The organism is Kitasatospora sp. SC0581, assembly GCF_048159585.1.
Taxonomy (GTDB): domain Bacteria; phylum Actinomycetota; class Actinomycetes; order Streptomycetales; family Streptomycetaceae; genus Kitasatospora.
On the sequence record NZ_JBLRWA010000049.1, the window covers coordinates 1 to 18260 of the forward strand.

Here is an 18260-nt window from a genome sequence, read left to right on the forward strand (position 1 = left end):
TCCAACAGCGTGTAACCACCACCCGCCTTCAACACACCCAACAACGCCACCACAAGATCCGCACCACGCCCCAGGCAGACCCCCACCAACCCGCCCCGCACCAGACCGGACTCCACCAACCGCGCGGCCATCCGATCCGACAGAACATCCAACTCCCCATACGACAACCGGCGATCACCATCCACCACCGCCACCGCACCCGGAGCCCGCACCACCTGCTCCCCGAACAACCCCGACACCGTCCCCGCCGGCACCGGACCCCCACCACCACCCCACCCCGACACAACCAACTCACGCTCGCCACCCACCAACACCTCAACCGACCCGACCAACTGCTCCGGATCCGCGACCATGGCGGTCAACAGCGAACCGAGACGACGGCCCAGCACCTCCACCGTGCCGTGGTCGAAGAGGTCCGCGGCGTACTGCAGCTCCACCTGGATCCCACCGGGCGTGCCATCGGCAGCCCAGGCCTCGGTGAAGGCGAAGTTGAGGTCGAACCGGGCCGGAGCCGTGTCGAAGGTCTCCGATTCCAGGGTGATGCCCGGGAGTTGGAGGCTTCCCTCGCTGTTGTTCTGCAGGACCAGCATCACCTGGAACAGCGGATGTACCGACGCCGAGCGGACGGGGTTCAGCTCCTCCACCAGACGCTCGAACGGCAGGTCCTGGTGGGTGAACGCCGCCAGATCCGTGTCCCGGACCCGGCCCAGCAACTCACCGAAGGTCGGCGCACCCGACACATCCGTCCGCAACACCAGCGTGTTCACGAAGAACCCGACCAGCTTGTCCAAGGCCTCGTCCGAACGCCCGGCCACCACCGTGCCGATGGGGATGTCCGTCCCCGCGCCCAGGCGCGACAACAGAGCCGCCAGGCCCGCGTGCAGGACCATGAACAGCGTCACGCCGTGCCGACGCGCCAACCCCTCCAACTCCGCATGCAGCTCCGCGTCCAGCCCGAACTCCACCAGACCACCCGCACGCGAAGCCACCCCCGACCGAGGCCGGTCCAACGGCAGCGCCACCTCCTGCGGCGCATCCCGCAACGCCTCCGACCAGTAGGCGAGTTGCTGGTCCAGGACACCACCCAGCAGACCCTGCTGCCACAGCGTGTAATCCGCGTACTGCACCGGCAACGGCGACCACTCCGGAGCAACCCCGGCCAGGCGCGCGCGGTAGGCCGACGCCACGCCCTCCCACAGCGGCTCCATCGACCAACCGTCACTCGCGATGTGGTGCAAGGTCACCACCAGCACCGACTCGCCCTCGCCGAGCCTGAACAACACCACCCGTACGGGCAGATCGGTGGACAGGTCGAACGGCGTGAACGCGGCCCCGCGCACTGCCTCGTCGAGCGCGTCGCTCCCGCACTCCACGACCGTGAAGGGCACCTGGACGTCCTGGGCGGGCAGGACCAGCTGACGCGGCCGGCCGTCGACCGCGGGATAGACCGTCCGCAGGGCCTCGTGCCGGCCGACCACGTCGCCGATCGCCGCGCGGAGCGCCTCGACGTCCACCGAGCCGTGGAGACGGAACGCGAACGGGCTGTTGTAGGTGGCGGAAGCGCCTTCGAGCTGATCCAGGAACCACAGCCGCTGCTGGGCGAACGACAGCGGCAGCACCTCCGGCCGCTCACCCGCCACCAACGCCGGCCGCGCCGGCCGCCCCTCCTTCAGCTTCTCGGCGACGCCGACGACCGTGGAGGCGTCGAACAGGTCGCGGATGCCGAGTTCGGCGCCGAAGGTACTGCGGATCCGGCTGATCAGCCGGGCCGCGAGGAGCGAGTGCCCGCCCAGCGCGAAGAAGTCGTCGTCGATCCCCACCGACGGCAGGCCCAGCAGCTCCGCGAAGATGCCGCAGAGCAGTTCCTCCTGCACCGAGCGCGGTGCGCGTCCGCCCGGCTCGACGGCGGTGGCGGCAGGTGCGGGCAACGCGCGCTGGTCCAGCTTGCCGTTCGGGGTGATCGGCAGCGCCTCCAGCACCACCACCGCCGACGGCACCATGTGCCGCGGCAGACGCTTGACCAGGAAGTGACGCAGTTCCGCCGCGTCCACGTCCCGACCGTTCACCGGGACGACGTAGCCGACCAGGCGCTTGTCGCCCGGCCGGTCCTCGCGTGCCACGACCGCGGCCTGCGCCACCGCCTCGTGCGCCAACAGGACCGCCGCGACCTCGCCCGGCTCGACCCGGAAGCCCCGGATCTTCACCTGGTCGTCCGCACGCCCCACATACTCCAGCACCCCGTCCGCACGCCAACGACCCAAGTCGCCCGTCCGGTACATCCGTTCACCCACCGCACCCAGCGGATTCGCCACAAACCGCTCCGCCGTCAGCCCCGCCCGACCCACATACCCGTGCGCCAGACCGGCCCCCGCCGCATACACCTCACCCACCACACCCGCCGGCACCGGACGCAACCACTCGTCCAACACGAACACCCGCTTGTTGCCCACCGGACGCCCGATCGGCAACGACGACGACCCCAGATCCTCCTCGGTCACCGCGTGGCACGTCGTGAAGCCCATACTCTCCGCCGGCCCGTACCCGTTGCCCACCCGCAACCCCGGAAACAAGCCCAGCACCTTCGCCACATGCGCCACCGAACCGGCCTCACCACCCGTGAACGCCGTCCGAACCCCCGCAAACGCCCCCGGATGCTCATCCACCAGGAAATTGAACAGACTCGCCGACAACTGGAGCATCGTCACACCATGCTCCACCACCAACTTCTCGATCACCGCCGGCTGCGGATTCTGCCCCGGCTGCAACACACACACCGCACCATGCAACAACGCACCGAACAACTCCAGCGCGAACCCGTCCCACGACACCGGCGAGCACTGCAGAAACACCTCACCCGGACCGAACTCGCAATACTCCTGCCCCAGATACGTCCCCACCAACGCCCGATGCGGCGCCACCACACCCTTCGGCCGACCCGTCGAACCCGACGTGAACATCACACACGCCACATCCTCCGGACCCACCACCACCGACGGCACCACCACCCCGGCCGACTCCTCCGCCGGTTCCCAGGGCGAATCCATCCACAGCACACGCTCGGCGATCCCCTCGACGGACTCCCGCAGCCCCGTACTCGACACCACCAGACCCACACCCGCCTCGGCCACCACCAACGCCGACCGCTCCCGCGGAAACTCCGGATCCAACAGCGTGTAACCACCACCCGCCTTCAACACACCCAACAACGCCACCACAAGATCCGCACCACGCCCCAGGCACACCCCCACCAACCCACCCCGCACCAGACCGGACTCCACCAACCGCGCGGCCATCCGATCCGACAGAACATCCAACTCCCCGTACGACAACCGGCGATCACCATCCACCACCGCCACCGCACCCGGAGCCCGCACCACCTGCTCCCCGAACAACCCCGACACCGTCCCCGCCGGCACCGGACCCCCACCACCACCCCACCCCGACACGACCAACTCACGCTCGCCACCCACCAACACCTCAACCGACCCCACCGACCCGTCCGGATCCGCGACCATCGCGGCCAGCACCCGGCGCAGACGCTCCGCGAAGGTGGCGACGGTGCCGTGGTCGAAGAGGTCGGCGGCGTAGCGCAGTTCGGCCCGGATGCCGGCCGGCCTGTTGGCGGCGTCGTGGTGCTCGGAGAAGCTCAGGTTGAGGTCGAACCGGGCCGGGGCAGCCACAGAGCACTCCGGCTCCACGACCAGGCCCGGGAGTTGGAGACTGCACTCGCTGTTGTTCTGCAGGACCAGCATCACCTGGAACAACGGGTGCACCGACGCGGAGCGGACGGGGTTCAGCTCCTCCACCAGGCGCTCGAACGGCAGGTCCTGGTGGGTGAACGCCGCCAGATCCGTGTCCCGGACCCGCCCCAGCAACTCACCGAAGGTCGGCGCACCCGACACATCCGTCCGCAGCACCAGCGTGTTCACGAAGAACCCGACCAGCTCGTCCAACGCCTCGTCCGAACGCCCCGCCACCACCGTGCCGATGGGGATGTCCGTCCCCGCGCCCAGGCGCGACAGCAGAGCCGCCAGGCCCGCGTGCAGGACCATGAACAGCGTCACGCCGTGCCGACGCGCCAACGCATCCAACTCCGCGTGCAGCTCCGCGTCCAGCCCGAACTCCACCAGACCACCCGCACGCGAAGCCAGCCCCGACCGAGGCCGGTCCAACGGCAGCGCCACCTCCTGCGGCGCATCCCTCAACACCTCCGACCAGTAGGCGAGTTGCCGCTCCAGGACCCCACCCAACAGGCCCTGCTGCCACAACGTGTAATCCGCGTACTGCACCGGCAACGGCGACCACTCCGGAGCAACCCCCGCCAGGCGGGACCGGTACGCCGACGCCACCCCCTCCCACAACGGCTCCATCGACCAACCGTCACTCGCGATGTGGTGCAAGGTCACCACCAGCACCGACTCGCCCTCGGCGACCGTGAACAGCACCACCCGCAACGGCAGCCCGGTGGACAGGTTGAACGCGGCGAGGGCCTCGGCGGAGATCCGCTCCGCCAGCTCCTCCGCCGTGCACGGCTCGGCCCTGAACGGCACCTCGACGTCCCCCGCGGGCAGCACCACCTGGCGGGGCTGCCCGTCGACCGCCGGATAGACCGTCCGCAGCGCCTCGTGCCGCCCGACCACGTCACCGATCGCCCCGCTCAGCGCCTCGACGTCCACCGCCCCGTGCAGCCGGAACACGAACGGGCTGTTGTACGTCGCGGACGCACCCTCCAACTGGTCCAGGAACCACAGCCGCTGCTGGGCGAACGACAGCGGCAGCACCTCCGGCCGCTCCCCCGCCACCAACGCCGGACGCGCCGGACGCCCCTCCTTCAGCTTCTCCGCCACCCGGGCCACGGTCGGGTTCCGGAACAGGTCCCGGATGCCGAGCTCCGCGCCGAGCGTGCTGCGGATGCGGCTGATCAGCCGGGTCGCGATGACCGAATGGCCGCCCAGGGCGAAGAAGTTGTCATCGACTCCCACCGACGGCAGCCCGAGGACCTCGGCGAAGAGGCCGCACAGGAGCTGTTCCTGCGCCGACTCGGGAGCGCGACCGCCCTCGGCCGTGTCCTTCTGCCCGGTCGTCGGTTCCATCTGCTGAGCCATGACATCCATACCTTTCTTCGTGGGATCGTTCTGGTCATTCGTAAGATCAGGGCACCCAGGGATGCCGGGTGTGGCTGTCATGTCATTGCCGCGTCCGTGGCTGAGGGAGATTGGCCGCCCGGCATCCCGCGACGACTCGGCCGCTGATTGGGATGCGCGGAACAAGATCGCTCGTATGGACATGTCGGCGAGGTCGTCTGCTGGGACTGTGAACAGGCACGTCGAGCGAGGAGGACTGGATGCCCGAACTGTGGGCCGGGACGGATGCGGGCAAGGCCGAGCACCACTGCACGGCGATCGACACGGACGGGAAGACGGTGCTCTCCCGCCGGGTGCCGAACAACGAGGCCGAACTGCTGGAACTGCTCAGCGACGTCCTGGAGCTGGCCGACGGCAACCCGGTGACGTGGGCGGTGGACCTGAACGCGGGCGGCGCCGCGCTGTGGATCGCGCTCCTGGTCAACCACTCGCAGAAGCTGCTCTACATCCCCGGCAGAACCGTGCACCACGCCTCGGCCGCCTACCGGGGCAACGGGAAGACGGACGCCAAGGACGCCTTCGTCATCGCCGACACCGCCCGCATGCGCCGCGACCTGCAACCGCTGGACCAGGCCGGCGAGATCGCAGTCGATCTGAAGATCCTCACCGCCCGCCGCATGGACCTGTCCGCCGACCGCACCCGTGCCATCAACCGGCTGCGCGCCCAGATGCTGGAGTACTTCCCGGCCCTGGAACGGGCCTTCGACTACAGCGTCTCCAAGAGCGCCCTCGTGCTGCTGACGGGCTACCGGACGCCGGCCGCACTCCGGCGCATCGGTCGGGCCCGACTGGCGGCCTGGCTGAAGAGTCATGGCGTGCGCACCGCGCCCACGGCGAAGAGCACGGCCGAAGCCGCGGTCACGGCCGCCGAGGCCCAGTTCACCGCCGTTCCCGGGGAGAAGACCGCCGCCAGGATGGTCCACACCCTGGCCAGGGAGGTGATGTCCCTCGACCAGGAGATCGCCGAGCTCGAAGCCCTGATCGAGGGCCGGTTTCGCGAGCACCCCCACGCCGAGGTGATCACCAGCATGCCCGGCATCGGCGACATGCTCGGCGCCGAGTTCATCGCCGCCACCGGCGGCGACATGGCCGCCTTCGGCAGTCCCGACCGCCTCGCCGGGGTCGCCGGCCTCGCCCCCGTGCCCCGCGACTCCGGCAAGGTCAGCGGCAACCTCCGCCGGCCCCGCCGCTACAGCCGAAGACTCCTGCGGATGTTCTACCTCTCCGCCCAGGTCGCCGCTGTCCACTGCCCCGTCTCGAAGGCGTTCTACCGGCGCAAGCGCGACGAGGGCAAGTCCCACAAGCAGGCCGTCCTGGCCCTCGCCAGGCGCCGTCTCAACGTGCTCTGGGCCCTCATACGCGACAGCCGCACCTTCGATGCAGTTGCGCCCAAGAACGCCGCCCCAGCGCAGTAAGGCAGTCACGAGGCGTCACCGCCCTGGCTTGACAACATCATTGGGAATCTCCCTCTGGTGCCTATCCGGCGGTGATCGATGCGCGTGACCGGCCGCCCCGGCCAGGTGCCTCGTCACCTGGCCGGGGCCGCACGCGGGTGTGCGAACGGAATGGAGGAAAAGGGGTCCGGAACCGCGGGTCAGCCGACCGTCGTCGGGCGCGGCGCCAGGTCGGTCCAGTGCTGCTCGATGTACTCGAGGCAGGCCTGGCGGTCGTTCTCGCCGAAGGCCGTGGTCCAGCCGGCCGGGACCGCGAGCACGTTCGGCCACAGGGAGTGCTGGTTCTGGTCGTTGACCAGGACCAGGTAGCGGCCCTCGGCGTCCTCGAACGGGTTCGTCACAGCGGTTCTCCTTCTGTACGGGATGCACGGGATGCACAGGACGTGCGGGATGGACGGATCGGACGTTCACGCAAGCGACGGGTCGTCCCCCCGTGTCCTACGGGTGGAGGTACGGCCCGGCCGTTTCCGGGAGCCAGACGTCCTCCGGGTCCAGGGCGGCGGGCGTGTACTTGCCCAACGCGCTGATCAGCAGCCGCAGTTCGAAGGCGAGGCAGGTGACCAGCCGGGCGATGCCGTCCTGCGGGTCCTCGTCCGCCGCGAGCAGGGCCGCCCGGCCCAGCCCGACGGCGCGGGCGCCGAGCGCCAGGGCCTTCGCGGCCCGGGCGCCCTCCCACATCCGACCCGAGGCCAGCAGGCAGTTCGACCTGGACGGCGGCCCCAGCCGGCGCAGGCACTCGCCCAGCGGCAGGCCCACCTGGTCGAGGAAGCTGCTGGGCGCCCAGCCGCTGCCGCCCTCGGCGCCGTCCACGGTCACCGAGTCCGCGCCGCTCGCCCAGGCCACGACCGCCGCCTCGTGGATGTCGCGCCCGGGCGGGAGCTTCACCCAGATCCGCGCGCGCGGATAGTTGTTGCGCATGAACCGGATCTGCTGGCGCAGGATCTCCGCCGTGAACGTGCCCGGGCTGCTGGACCGCAGTACCCGGTCGTCCTCGCCCTGCCCGTCGGCGAAGACGCTCTCGTCGGTGCTGTACCGATCCGCCAGCTGCGCCGCCACCGAGCGCTTCAGCACCGTCATCCCGCCGAGCCCGGGCTTGGCGCCCTGCCCCACCTTGAGTTCGAAGGCCAGGCGGCCGGACTCCAGCAGCGCCTTCGCGGCCGGGGCGCTGTAGATCTGGTTCCACACCTCGGCGTCCGCGTCCTCGGTGCTCTGCTGGAACGCCAACCCGCCCATTTCGTCCGGGAGTTCCTGCTCGTAGGCGCGCAGCCGGGCGAGCATGCTGTCGCCGGTGTCGGCGGAGGCGTCGGCGGAACCGCTGCCGGAGGCGCCGGCGAAGCCGTTGGTCGGCACCACGTTCTCGCCGATGACCAGCGGGATGCCCAGGCGTCCGGCCTGGCGGCTGGCCGCCAGGCCCAGTCCGGAGGAGGCGACCTGGGTGGAGCCGAAGGCCGACACGTACACCGGCAGCGCCGAGCGGAACCCGCCGATGTCGGTGGCGAGTTCGACGTCGCCGTAGAGCGGTTCGCGGGCCAGGTCGGTGAGCTTCTCCAGCCGCTGGGGCACGAAGACCGGCGGGACCAGGCGCATCGCGTCCAGCGCGTCCCCGCCGCGGGGCGCCACCGACCGTGCGTCGCCGCCCGTGCCGCCGGCGCCGAACAGCGTCAGGCCGTAGCCGTCCGTCGAGGGGAACGCGCGGGCGGCGCCCTCCCTGGCCCGGGACCGGATCGCGGCCTCCGGGAACCCCGGGGCGCTCAGCACCCCACTCACGGCGAGACCACCCCGGGGACCTTCGGGAACGGGGTGGCCTGCCAGACCGCGTCCAGCCCGGCGACGTAGCGGGTGAGCCGCTCGATGCCGATCCCGAAGCCGGCGCTGCCCGGGATGCCCTCGCGGACCATCTTCAGGTACCACTCGTACTTGGCCGGGTTCTCGCCGCTCTCCCGCATCCGGGCGATGATCCGCGCGTAGTCGAACTCCCGCTCGCTGCCGCTGATCAGTTCGCCGAAGCCCTCGGGGGCGATGAGGTCGAAGTTGCGCAGGACCTCCGGGCGCTGCGGGTCCTCGCGGTCGTAGAAGCCGCGTGAGCCCTTGGGGTAGTCGACGATGAAGAACGGTGCGTCGGACTTGTGCGAGAGCAGGCCCTCGCCCTGCCAGTCGATCTCCGCGTCGTGGTTCTGCTCGTGGCCCAACCGCGCCAGCTCGGCCATCGCCTCGCCGTGGCTGATCCGCTCGAAGGGGGTGTCGCGGGTGAGCAGCGGGGTGAAGGCGTCCGCGTCGCGGCCGAGGGCGTCCAGGTCGTCGCCCAGCGTCCGCACCACGCGCTCGACCGCCGCGGTCACGATGGACTGCGCCACCCCCATCGCGTCCTGCTGGGTGGCGCCGGCGATCTCCACGTCGAACTGGTGGAACTCCGCCAGGTGGCGGCCGATGTTCGCGGTCTCCAGGGGTTCGAGCCGGACGTTCGGCGCGACGTAGAACACCTTGTCGAAGGCGAGCAGCGACGCCTGCTTGTAGAGGATCGCGCTGGTCATCAGCTTGTAGCGGTGGCCGTAGAAGTCGACGTCCACCTGCTTGGCGCCCCGGCCGCCCGGGTCCGTCACCGGTCCGATGATCGGCGGCAGCAGCTCCACGAACCCTTCACTGAGGAGTAGTTCGCGCCCCGCCTGGACGATCTGGTTCTGGATCCGCAGCACGGACCGGGTCACGGGGTTCTTGAGGTGGTCCGGCAGTGCACCGGGCCGTGCAGACTCGAACTCGCTGGTCAAGGGGTCTCTTCCTTCGGTTCTCTGGTCCTGCGGTCTCTGGTTCTGCGGTTGTGGCAGGGGGTTCAGCCTGGGATCCCGGGGAGCCGGTCCAGCGTGGTGGCGGCGCGCTCGTCGAACGACCGCGCCACGTGGGACAGGGCCCGGAGCAGGTCCGAGGCGCTCATCGAGCGGTCGCCGGCGGATCGCCCGGACGGCCGGACGGGCAGGGCGCCGGTGTGCGACCAGCGCAGCCGCCCGTCGGACTCGATGTAGCTCCTGGCCCGCCCGGCGTTGTCCGGGTGCAGGCAGTACGGGACGTCCAGCAGTCCCCGGGCGAACGCCTCCACCAGGGCGGCGCCCACGTCCGTGTTCAGGCCGAGGACGGTGTCCACGAGCGCGGTCGCCTCGTCCAGGACCTCGCTGCCCGCCCCGGTGTCGGCCGGCGCCGATCCGCCCGCGTTCTGTGCGGCCAGCGCCGCGATCTCCAGGGCCTCGACGTTCTCCCGGACGGTGGGGATGCGGTGCGCCTCGGCCGCCGTCTTGACGATGAGCCGCTCCGCCCCGGTGCGGACCGCCAGCTCGGCGGCCTGCTCCAGCAGCAGCAGGGCACCGGAGCGGGTACCGGGGTAGACCCCCATGTAGTTGTAGATCACGATGTGGCGGTCGACGTCCGGCAGCAGCGCGTCGGCGAGCCGGCGCAGGGCCAGCACCGCCTCCCGGTCCTGCTCGGCGTTGGTCTGCTGCGCGTAGCTCAGCGAGATGCTGCGCAGTCCGTGCTGGCGGAAGAACACGCCTTCCAGGACGCTGATCGCCACCAGCAGGCTGGGCGGGCAGAGCTGGCCGAGCATGCAGCCGCCGAAGGTCTCGACGTGCGGTTCGACCTCGCCGTCGCGGGCCCGGACCATCAGCTCGCAGGACCGTTCCCAGTTCCGCACCGCCTCGCGCAGCGGCAGGCGGCCGTACGGCAGGCAGTAGGAGACCGGGCCGCCTTCGGTGGTGTCGAGCCCCGCTTCCAGCGAGGCGGCGATGATGCCGTAGGGGCTGGCCGAGCCGTGCCGCACCTGGACCGGGAAGTCGCGCTCGCGCACGCCCTCCAGCACCCCCCGGTTGGTCGCCGGGGGGTGGGTCCTGATCGGGTACCCGTTGAGGTCGCCGCCACCGTCGACGGCCCGCCGGGCGTCGGCGAGCTTGCCGAGCCGGGTGTAGCTGTCGAGGGTGATCGTGCCGACCGTGGTGGCGTTGGCCGCCTTGACGGCGACCAGCCCCTCCCGCATGGCCAGCGGGTCGCCGAAGCCCATCCGCGGCTGCACCACCAGGTTGCCCCGGGCGTGCGACCGTCGGACGAAGTCGGCGAACGCGTTGGCCGGCGCGTCGTTCATGGCGTGGGGGCGGCGCGGAGCTCCTCCAGGACGCGGCCGGTCCGCCCCGCCTTCACGGCGCCGAGGGCGGAGACGTACCGCTCGAACTCCGGCAGTCCGGCCGACTCGTGGAAGACCGCGGAGAACCCGGCGTCCAGCAGCCGGCGCGTCATGGACTCGCCGCCCCCGCCGCCCGCCCCGGCCTGCAGCTGCCGGCCGGTGCCGAGCTTCCCGCCGATGACGATCGGCGTGTCGGCGAGCTCCGGGACGGCGCGCAGCTCCGCGACGGCGGACAGCCCGTCGCTCTCGCCGTGGCCGTTGACGCTGCTGAGCACGATGAGGTCGGGGGCCTCGCGCCGGCACTCCGCCGCCAGTTCCGCGCCCGGCAGGCACGGGCCGAGGTTGCGCACCCGGTGTCCCCAGTCCTCCAGTTGGAGCTGGAGGAAGACGAGGTTCCAGGTGTGGGAGTCCGACTCGGTGCCGCTGACGATCACGTCGAGGGTGGCGTCGGTGCTCACCGCCGGCTCCTCTTGCTCGGGTCGAGGGCGGCGATCCTGGAGGGCAGGGTCTTCCAGACCTCCGGGGTGTAGAAGTGCCCGCCGGGAAGGACGTCGTGGCGGTACTCGCCCAGGGCCAGCGCGCGCCACTGCTCGCCCGCGTTGGCCTCGATGACGTCGTCGTCGGCGCCCGAGAGCATCTGCACCGGCATGCTGACGGTGGCGCCCTCGGTGTACCGGAAGGTGTCCCGGACCCGGATGTCGGCGCGCATCAACTCGACGGCCATCTCCTGGAGTTCGGGGTCCTCCAGGACGTGCGCCGGCATCAGGCCGTGGGTCTTCATCCAGAGCAGCAGGCCGTCGTCGTCGTCCTGCTGGGACGGGAACATGTCGCGGGGCGTCAGCCCGCGGGCGGGCGCGTTGGCCGAGGAGACGACCAGGTTCAGCGGCAGCGGCCCGCCGGCGCTCTCGATCCGCGCGGCGACGTCGAAGGCCATCCAGCCGCCCATGCTGTGCCCGAAGAGCACGTACGGGCCGTCGACGGCGGAGAGCACGGCCGCGGTGGCGTCCTGGGCCAGCTCCTCCCAGTCGGTGGCGAAGTCCTCCAGGAACCTGCCCTCCCGGCCCGGGTAGCAGATCGCCGACAGGGCGATGTCGGCCGGGACGGCGTCGCCCCACAGGTGGTAGGAGGCCGTCCCGCCGCCGCAGAAGCCCAGGCAGATCAGCGTCAGCGCGGCTCCCTCCGGGCGCCGGATGCTGATGACGGTGGTGTCCTGTGCGGTGTTCACTTGCCCTCCGTCCGACGGGACTCCACGAAGGCCGCCAGCCCGCGCAGTTCGGGGTGCTGGTAGACCTCCTTCGTGGACACGGTGATGCCGAACTGCTTCTTCAGCCGGCCGATGACGCGCAGCGCGATGAGCGAGTGGCCGCCCAGCGAGAAGAAGTTGTCGGTGGGACTGATCCGCGGCCGGCCGAGCACCTCGGACCACACGCCGGCGATCAGGGTCTCGAACTCGCCCTGCGGCTCATCCCCCGCCTCCTGGCCGCCGTCGGCCCACAGGGCCTCGTCCACGGCGGGCAGGGCCCGGTGGTCCACCTTGCCGTTCACGCTCAGCGGCATGGCCTCCAGCGTGACGAAGGCCGACGGGACCATGAACGACGGCAGCAGGCCGCCCAGGTGCTCCTGGAGCTCCCGGGTGTGCGGGGCGCTCCCGCCCTCCGGGACGACGTACCCGACCAGCTGGTCGCCGGCGGTCGCGGTGCCGTGCAGGACGACGGCGGCGGTCCTGACCCCCGGGTGCGCGGCGAGCGCGGCCTCGATCTCGCCCAGTTCCACCCGGTAGCCGCGGATCTTGATCTGCCGGTCGACCCGGCCGAGGTAGTCGATGGCGCCGTCCGGGCGCAGCCGCACCCGGTCGCCGGTGCGGTACATCCGGCGGCCGGTGCCGGTCGGATCGGCGACGAACCGCTGCGCGGTCAGCGCGGGCCGGCCGACGTAGCCGGTGGTCACGGAGGGCCCGGCCAGGTAGAGCTCGCCCGGCTCGCCGACGGGCGCGGCGCGCAGGTGCTCGTCGAGCACGTGGGCGGTGAACCCGGGCAGCGGGAGGCCGATGTGCGGGCCCTCGCCGGTGATCCAGCCCGCGGTGGCGTCCACCGTGCACTCGGTGGGGCCGTACAGGTTGATCGCCTCGACCGTCCCGGCGGCGCGGGCCTCGCCCAGCTCCCGCCAGACCTCGGCCGGCACCGGCTCGCCGCCCATGAACAGCCGCAGCACGCGGCCGTCGGCGGTGGGGGCGAGGAGGGCCTCGTGCAGCACCTCCCAGTGCGAGGGCGTCAGGTCCAGGTCGTCGACGGCGTGCTCGTCGAGCAGGGCGCGCAGCACGGCCGGGTCGGTGCGCTCGTTCTCGCCGATCACCACGATGCTGTCGCCCCGGCAGATCCGGGCCCACTGCTGGACGGAGGCGTCGAAGGAGATGCTCGCGTTCCAGGCCACCACGCGCGGCCGGTCGGCGTAGAAGCCGGCGTCCTCGAGGTCCGCGGCGAGCGCGGCCACGCCGCCCCGGGTGGCCTCGACGCCCTTGGGCGTCCCGGTCGAGCCGGAGGTGAAGATCACGTACGCCGGGTCGGCCGCGGCGGCCTGTGCCGCCGGCGTGTCCGCGGTCGGCGCGGCGAGGGCGTCCGCGAGGGTGAGGACGTCGACTCCGGCGGGCCAGGCGGGACCGTTGCCGGGCTCCGCCAGGACGGTCCGCAGGCCGGCGCTCGTCACCATGTGGGTGAGGCGCTCCTGCGGGTAGGCCGGGTCCAGCGGCACGTAGGCGCCGCCGATCCGCCACACGGCGAGCAGGGCGACGACGAGGTCCGCGCCGCGGTGCATGCTGACGCCCACCCGGGCGCCGCGGCCGAGCCCGAGCTCGGCCAGCCGCCCGGCCAACTGCCGTACGTCCTGGTCGAGTTCGGCGAAGGTCAGGGTGCGGTCGGTCCCGCGTACGGCCATCCGGTCCGGGGTCGATTCGACCGCCCGCCGGAAGCGGACCATCGGGTCGACGGGTGCGGTCCTGGCCGCCGGGGCCAGGGGCTCCTCGGTGATGCTCACGCGGCACCGCCGGTCTCCGCCGAGGCCGCCACGGTGGGCCGGCAGTCGTCGAGCTCGACGGGGTTGCCCATCGCGACGACGATCTTCCGGTCGCCCCGGAACGGGTCGCGGCCGTGCGCCGTGAGCACGTTGTCGACGAGCATGACGTCGCCCGGCTGCCAGGCCTGACGCACCGTGGCCTCGGCGTAGGCGGTGTTGATGAGCTCGAGCTCGTCCCGGGTCAGGGGCTTCCCGTCGGCCACGCCGGTTTCGAACGGCAGGCCGTCCGCGCCGAATTCGTCCAGGAGCGTCTCGCGGAGTTCCTCGTCCAATGACCAGGAATTCCAGAAGGCCATGTGGTTGAACCAGACCTCCTCATCGGTGGCCGGGTGCCGGACGATACCGGGCCGCCGCTGCACCGTTTTCAGATTTCCCTCGCCGTCCCAGCGGCAGGAGATCAGGTTCTCCGCGCAGTACTGCTCGACGTCCTCGCGGCGCTCGGTCGCGAATGCCTTTTCCCAGCTCACGGAGATGTGTTCGGAGTAGCTCCGGTGCAGGGTCCAGCCGTGGGAGCGAATGCGCTCGACCAGGGGGGCGGGCAGGTGCCGCAGGACCTCCCGGCAATCCGCCACCGGCGTCGCCCCGCCTTCCTCGGGGGCGATGAGGCAGGCGAACATCAGGAGCCCGGGGAAAGTCAGGGTGTAGCTGTTCTCGTTGTGCATCCGGATCGACTGGGCCGGCGGCAGGTCGGTGGACGAGTAGACGTCGTTGCCGAAGCTGCTGCGCGGCGTCGCCTTCTCCCGGTAGGGCGTCCGCTGCGGGATGAGGACGTCCCGGACGAGCGCGAAGTCCTCGACGGAGGCGACCGGGAGGCCGCGCAGGTACAGCGCGCCGTACCTTTGAAGCGCGGTACGGAGGTCGGGCAGGAGCGCGTTCAGCCACGCGCAGGCCGCTTCGGCGCCTTCGAATCGAGGGACGACCAGGGTCGCCGGCTTGCCCTCCTCGACGGTCCATTCCAGTTCTTGTGGCGCGGTGCTTGCAGAAGACATGACTCGATGCACCTTCCTCATGACGGAGCGCCACGGCGTGGTTCCGCGGTCGCCCCGGGGCAAGTTGAATCGTGATCAGAACCTCTGACCCGAGAACACGGTCATCGACCCGCGGGGGGTCGTCGTGCCGGGTCGCCAGGGAATTCGCGCGGCCCGGTTCAAGGGCCGACATCAGGACGGTTCGGCGGGGTGTCGCTGTTTCCGCCACCGGCGGCAGTGAATGGGCAGCCCAAGAGGCCGGCTCCGCAACGCCCGAAAAGGCGTCGACGAGCCGCTACCCGGGACCGTCAGGCCACCCCTGGCCGCACGTGCGGACTACCGGTACCGTAGCTCCGACCGGAGAACGTCGGGCTGCCGTCCGGCACACCCGCACACCGATCCATTCCCCCCTCCCGAGTGCTCACATTCAGGTGCGGCGGAATCGCGCACCCGGTGTCGTTCCCCCGAGCTGCCGAGGCGGGTGCAGTACTCCCCCATCGCCTCGCATTGACCGTGCACCGCCAATCAGATCACACCAATGCGCTGCCGTGGAAGAAGTAGCAGAGGCAAGTTCGGAATCTTTAATGTCACATTCACGTCACCGACAGTGACGATTCCCTTACCGTATGGGGCACTTCCCGTGCTGAGGACGACGGGACACCGCCGTCGCCCGTCCGGCAACGGCGGCAACACCGGTACCAGAAGCCGGAGTTCCGCTTCCGGAACAGCGGCGCCCGGGCCGCCCTCCGGAGCGGGCACGCTCGGGCCCGTCCTCCGGAGCAGCGGCCGGCCCGGGCCCGTCCCTCCCGGCCGGCGCGCTCAGGCCCGCCCGAGGACGCGGTCGACGGCGATCTCGATGACCACCCGGTCCGGGTTGACCCGCGGCTCGCGGTAGCGCTCGGCGTACCGGCGCTCCGCCTCGGCGACCTGCTCGGGCTCCTCACGGACGACCGCCACGCCCTCCAGGGTCGACCAGCGGGCCCCGGCGACCTGGCAGACCGCAACGCGCAGGCCCTCCGGCCCGGCCACCGCGACGTTGCGGGCCTTGCGGCTGGTACGGCTGGTGATCACCCGGGCGGTCCCCGTCTCCGGCTGGTACGTCACACCGACCGGCACCACGTGCGGCGTGCCGTCCGGGCGGGTGGTGGTCAGCGTGGAGATGTGCCGTTCCCGCCAGAAGGCGAGGAAGGATTCGTCGAGGTCGCGCGGGTCGTGGGCCATGCCCGCGATCGTACGGCCCCCGGGGAACGGTCGTTCCCCGGGGGCCGTGCGGGCAGCGGCGTCAGTGCCCGCGCGCGATCCACTCCGGCAGGGCCGGGGCCTCGGCGCCGATGGTGGTCGGGTCGCCGTGGCCGGTGCGCACCACGGTCTCGGCCGGGAGCGTCAGCAGCCGCTCGCGGATCGAGTCGACGATCGTCGGGAAGTGTGAGAACGACCGGCCGGTGGCACCGGGACCGCCCTGGAACAGGGTGTCGCCGGTGAAGACGGTGCCCAGCGCGGGCGCGTACAGGCAGACCGCGCCCGGCGCGTGGCCCGGGGTGTGCAGCACTGTCAGCTCGGTGCCCGCCACCTCGATCCGCTGGCCGTCGGCCAGTTCGCCGTCCGGCAGCCGCTCGGGGTGGGTGAGCTTCCACAGCGGCAGGTCGTCCGGGTGCAGCAGGATCGGCGCACCGGTGCGGTCGGCGAGGGCCGGGGCCGCGTCGATGTGGTCGTTGTGCGCGTGGGTGGAGACGATCGCCAGCAGCCGGCGCCCGCCGAGCGCGGCCTCGATGGCCTCGGCGTCGTGCGCGGCGTCGATCACCACCGCCTCCTCGTCGTTCCCGACGATCCAGACGTTGTTCTCCACCTCCCAGCTGCCGCCGTCGAGTTCGAAGGTCCCGGCGGTCACCAGCCGGTCGATCCGCGCGGTCACAGGATCACCACCGAACGGAGGACGTCGCCCTGGTGCATGCGCTCGAAGGCCTGCTCCACGGCGTCCAGCCCGATGGTCTCGGTGACGAAGGCGCCGAGGTCCAGGCGGCCCTGGAGGTAGAGGTCGACGAGCATCGGGAAGTCCCGCGAGGGCAGGCAGTCGCCGTACCAGGAGGACTTCAGCGCGCCGCCGCGGCCGAAGACGTCGAGCAGCGGCAGCTCCAGCGTCATCTCCGGGGTCGGCACACCGACCAGGACGACGGTGCCGGCCAGGTCGCGGGCGTAGAAGGCCTGCTTGTACGTCTCCGGGCGGCCGACCGCCTCGACCACCACGTCCGCGCCGTTGCCGCCGGTCAGCTCGCGGATCGCCTCGACCGCGTCGGTGGTGCGGGAGTTGACGGTGTGGGTGGCGCCCAGCTTGCGGGCGGTCTCCAGCTTGCGGTCGTCGATGTCGACGGCGATGATCTTCGCCGCGCCCGCCAGCCGGGAGCCCATCACGGCCGCGCCGCCGACGCCGCCGCAGCCGATGACCGCGACCGAGTCGCCCCGGCCGACGTTGCCGGTGTTGATCGCGGCGCCGAGGCCCGCCATCACGCCGCAGCCCAGCAGGCCCGCGACGGCCGGCTCGGCCGCCGGGTCCACCTTGGTGCACTGGCCGGCCGCGACCAGGGTCTTCTCGGCGAACGCGCCGATGCCCAGCGCCGGGGACAGCTCGGTGCCGTCCAGCAGCGTCATCCGCTGCTTGGCGTTGTGGGTGTTGAAGCAGTACTGCGGGCGGCCCCGCTTGCACGCGCGACACTGGCCGCACACCGCGCGCCAGTTGAGGACCACGAAGTCACCGGGCTCGACCTCGGTGACGCCCTCGCCGACCGACTCCACGATGCCCGCGGCCTCGTGGCCGAGCAGGAACGGGAACTCGTCGTTGATGCCGCCCTCCCGGTAGTGGAGGTCGGTGTGGCAGACGCCGCACGCCTGGATCCGGACCACCGCCTCACCCGGGCCAGGGTCCGGCACCACGATCGTGGCCACCTCCACGGGCGCGCCCTTGGCGCGCGCGATGACTGCCTTGACCTGCTGGGGCATCCGATTCCACCTCCGTCTGCCGGTGCGGCTCTGCACCGGTCTGACCTGCGACAAACGACTGCAAGACGAACTGCCCACGAAGCGTATCGCCCACCCGGCCGACCACCGGCGGAGCGCCCGGGGCGATCCTCCGCGGCGCGGTGTGCTAGGGACCCGCCCCACCCGCCGACAGCCGGTCCGCCGCCGTCGCGGCGGCTCACGACCTCTCCGGTGGCACGTGCCGGCCGGGTATCCGCCGGGGGCCCGGCGACAGTCCGGCGCGGCCGTGGCGGTGGGGGCGCACAGGTGGCACTGAGCGCCCGTCCGTGCGCCTCGAAGTGCCCGGAAAGCACCGGCGTTGGCTGGAAGTGCCGCAGACGGGCGCCCCGCGAGCCACGTACGGTCGTAGCTGAGACGGTCCAAGCGACCACGCTCAGCACACCCGCCCCACCCGTCGGCGCGTGACCCTGCGCCGGCCGCGCCGGATGCG

General features: G+C 71.6%; 13 protein-coding genes. 1 reads left to right on the plus strand and 12 read right to left on the minus strand.

The features are described from left to right. On the minus strand, positions 1 to 5105 hold a 5105-nt coding region (locus tag ACLWS4_RS36245; RefSeq protein WP_416876358.1), incomplete at its 3' end, for an amino acid adenylation domain-containing protein. Positions 5106 to 5344: 239 nt separating this feature from the next. On the opposite strand from ACLWS4_RS36245, the gene ACLWS4_RS36250 reads away from it, so the two are divergent. Then, a complete protein-coding gene (locus ACLWS4_RS36250) occupies positions 5345 to 6559 on the plus strand; it encodes an IS110 family transposase (RefSeq protein ID WP_074003531.1) in 1215 nt (404 codons plus the stop codon). Between the two features lie 179 nt (positions 6560 to 6738). On the opposite strand, the gene ACLWS4_RS36255 is transcribed toward ACLWS4_RS36250, so the two are convergent. From ACLWS4_RS36255 to ACLWS4_RS36305, 11 genes are all read right to left on the minus strand, one after another. Continuing rightward, positions 6739 to 6939, minus strand: coding sequence for an MbtH family protein (locus ACLWS4_RS36255; RefSeq protein ID WP_049652209.1), 201 nt, complete (start codon positions 6937 to 6939; stop codon positions 6739 to 6741). Positions 6940 to 7036: 97 nt separating this feature from the next. Continuing rightward, positions 7037 to 8365, minus strand: a complete 1329-nt coding sequence (locus tag ACLWS4_RS36260) for a glutamate synthase-related protein (protein ID WP_416876359.1) — start codon at positions 8363 to 8365, stop codon at positions 7037 to 7039. Beyond that, on the minus strand, positions 8362 to 9363 hold the full coding sequence (locus ACLWS4_RS36265) for an asparagine synthetase A (RefSeq protein ID WP_375875693.1): 1002 nt from the start codon (positions 9361 to 9363) through the stop codon (positions 8362 to 8364). Before ACLWS4_RS36265 ends, ACLWS4_RS36260 begins: the two co-directional genes overlap by 4 nt. 62 nt (positions 9364 to 9425) lie before the next feature. Beyond that, a complete protein-coding gene (locus tag ACLWS4_RS36270; RefSeq protein ID WP_074005721.1) occupies positions 9426 to 10721 on the minus strand; it encodes a methylaspartate mutase in 1296 nt (431 codons plus the stop codon). Continuing rightward, entirely contained in the window at positions 10718 to 11218 is a 501-nt protein-coding gene (locus tag ACLWS4_RS36275) for a cobalamin B12-binding domain-containing protein (RefSeq protein WP_074005722.1), read from the minus strand. The genes ACLWS4_RS36270 and ACLWS4_RS36275 overlap by 4 nt, the downstream gene beginning before the upstream one ends. Further along, entirely contained in the window at positions 11215 to 11985 is a 771-nt protein-coding gene (locus tag ACLWS4_RS36280) for a thioesterase II family protein (protein ID WP_416876360.1), read from the minus strand. The genes ACLWS4_RS36275 and ACLWS4_RS36280 overlap by 4 nt, the downstream gene beginning before the upstream one ends. Then, complete coding sequence (locus ACLWS4_RS36285; protein ID WP_416876361.1) at positions 11982 to 13790, minus strand: non-ribosomal peptide synthetase; 1809 nt, start codon at positions 13788 to 13790, stop codon at positions 11982 to 11984. The genes ACLWS4_RS36280 and ACLWS4_RS36285 overlap by 4 nt, the downstream gene beginning before the upstream one ends. Next, positions 13787 to 14818, minus strand: a complete 1032-nt coding sequence (locus ACLWS4_RS36290; protein WP_074005725.1) for a TauD/TfdA family dioxygenase — start codon at positions 14816 to 14818, stop codon at positions 13787 to 13789. Before ACLWS4_RS36290 ends, ACLWS4_RS36285 begins: the two co-directional genes overlap by 4 nt. Before the next feature lie 798 nt (positions 14819 to 15616). Then, positions 15617 to 16018 (minus strand): pyridoxamine 5'-phosphate oxidase family protein, encoded by a 402-nt coding sequence (locus tag ACLWS4_RS36295; protein WP_380780923.1) that lies wholly within the window; start codon positions 16016 to 16018, stop codon positions 15617 to 15619. 61 nt (positions 16019 to 16079) lie between these two features. Next, on the minus strand, positions 16080 to 16709 hold the full coding sequence (locus ACLWS4_RS36300) for an MBL fold metallo-hydrolase (protein WP_117492917.1): 630 nt from the start codon (positions 16707 to 16709) through the stop codon (positions 16080 to 16082). After that, on the minus strand, positions 16706 to 17791 hold the full coding sequence (locus ACLWS4_RS36305) for an S-(hydroxymethyl)mycothiol dehydrogenase (RefSeq protein WP_074005727.1): 1086 nt from the start codon (positions 17789 to 17791) through the stop codon (positions 16706 to 16708). The genes ACLWS4_RS36300 and ACLWS4_RS36305 overlap by 4 nt, the downstream gene beginning before the upstream one ends. Between the last annotated feature and the right edge of the window lie 469 nt (positions 17792 to 18260).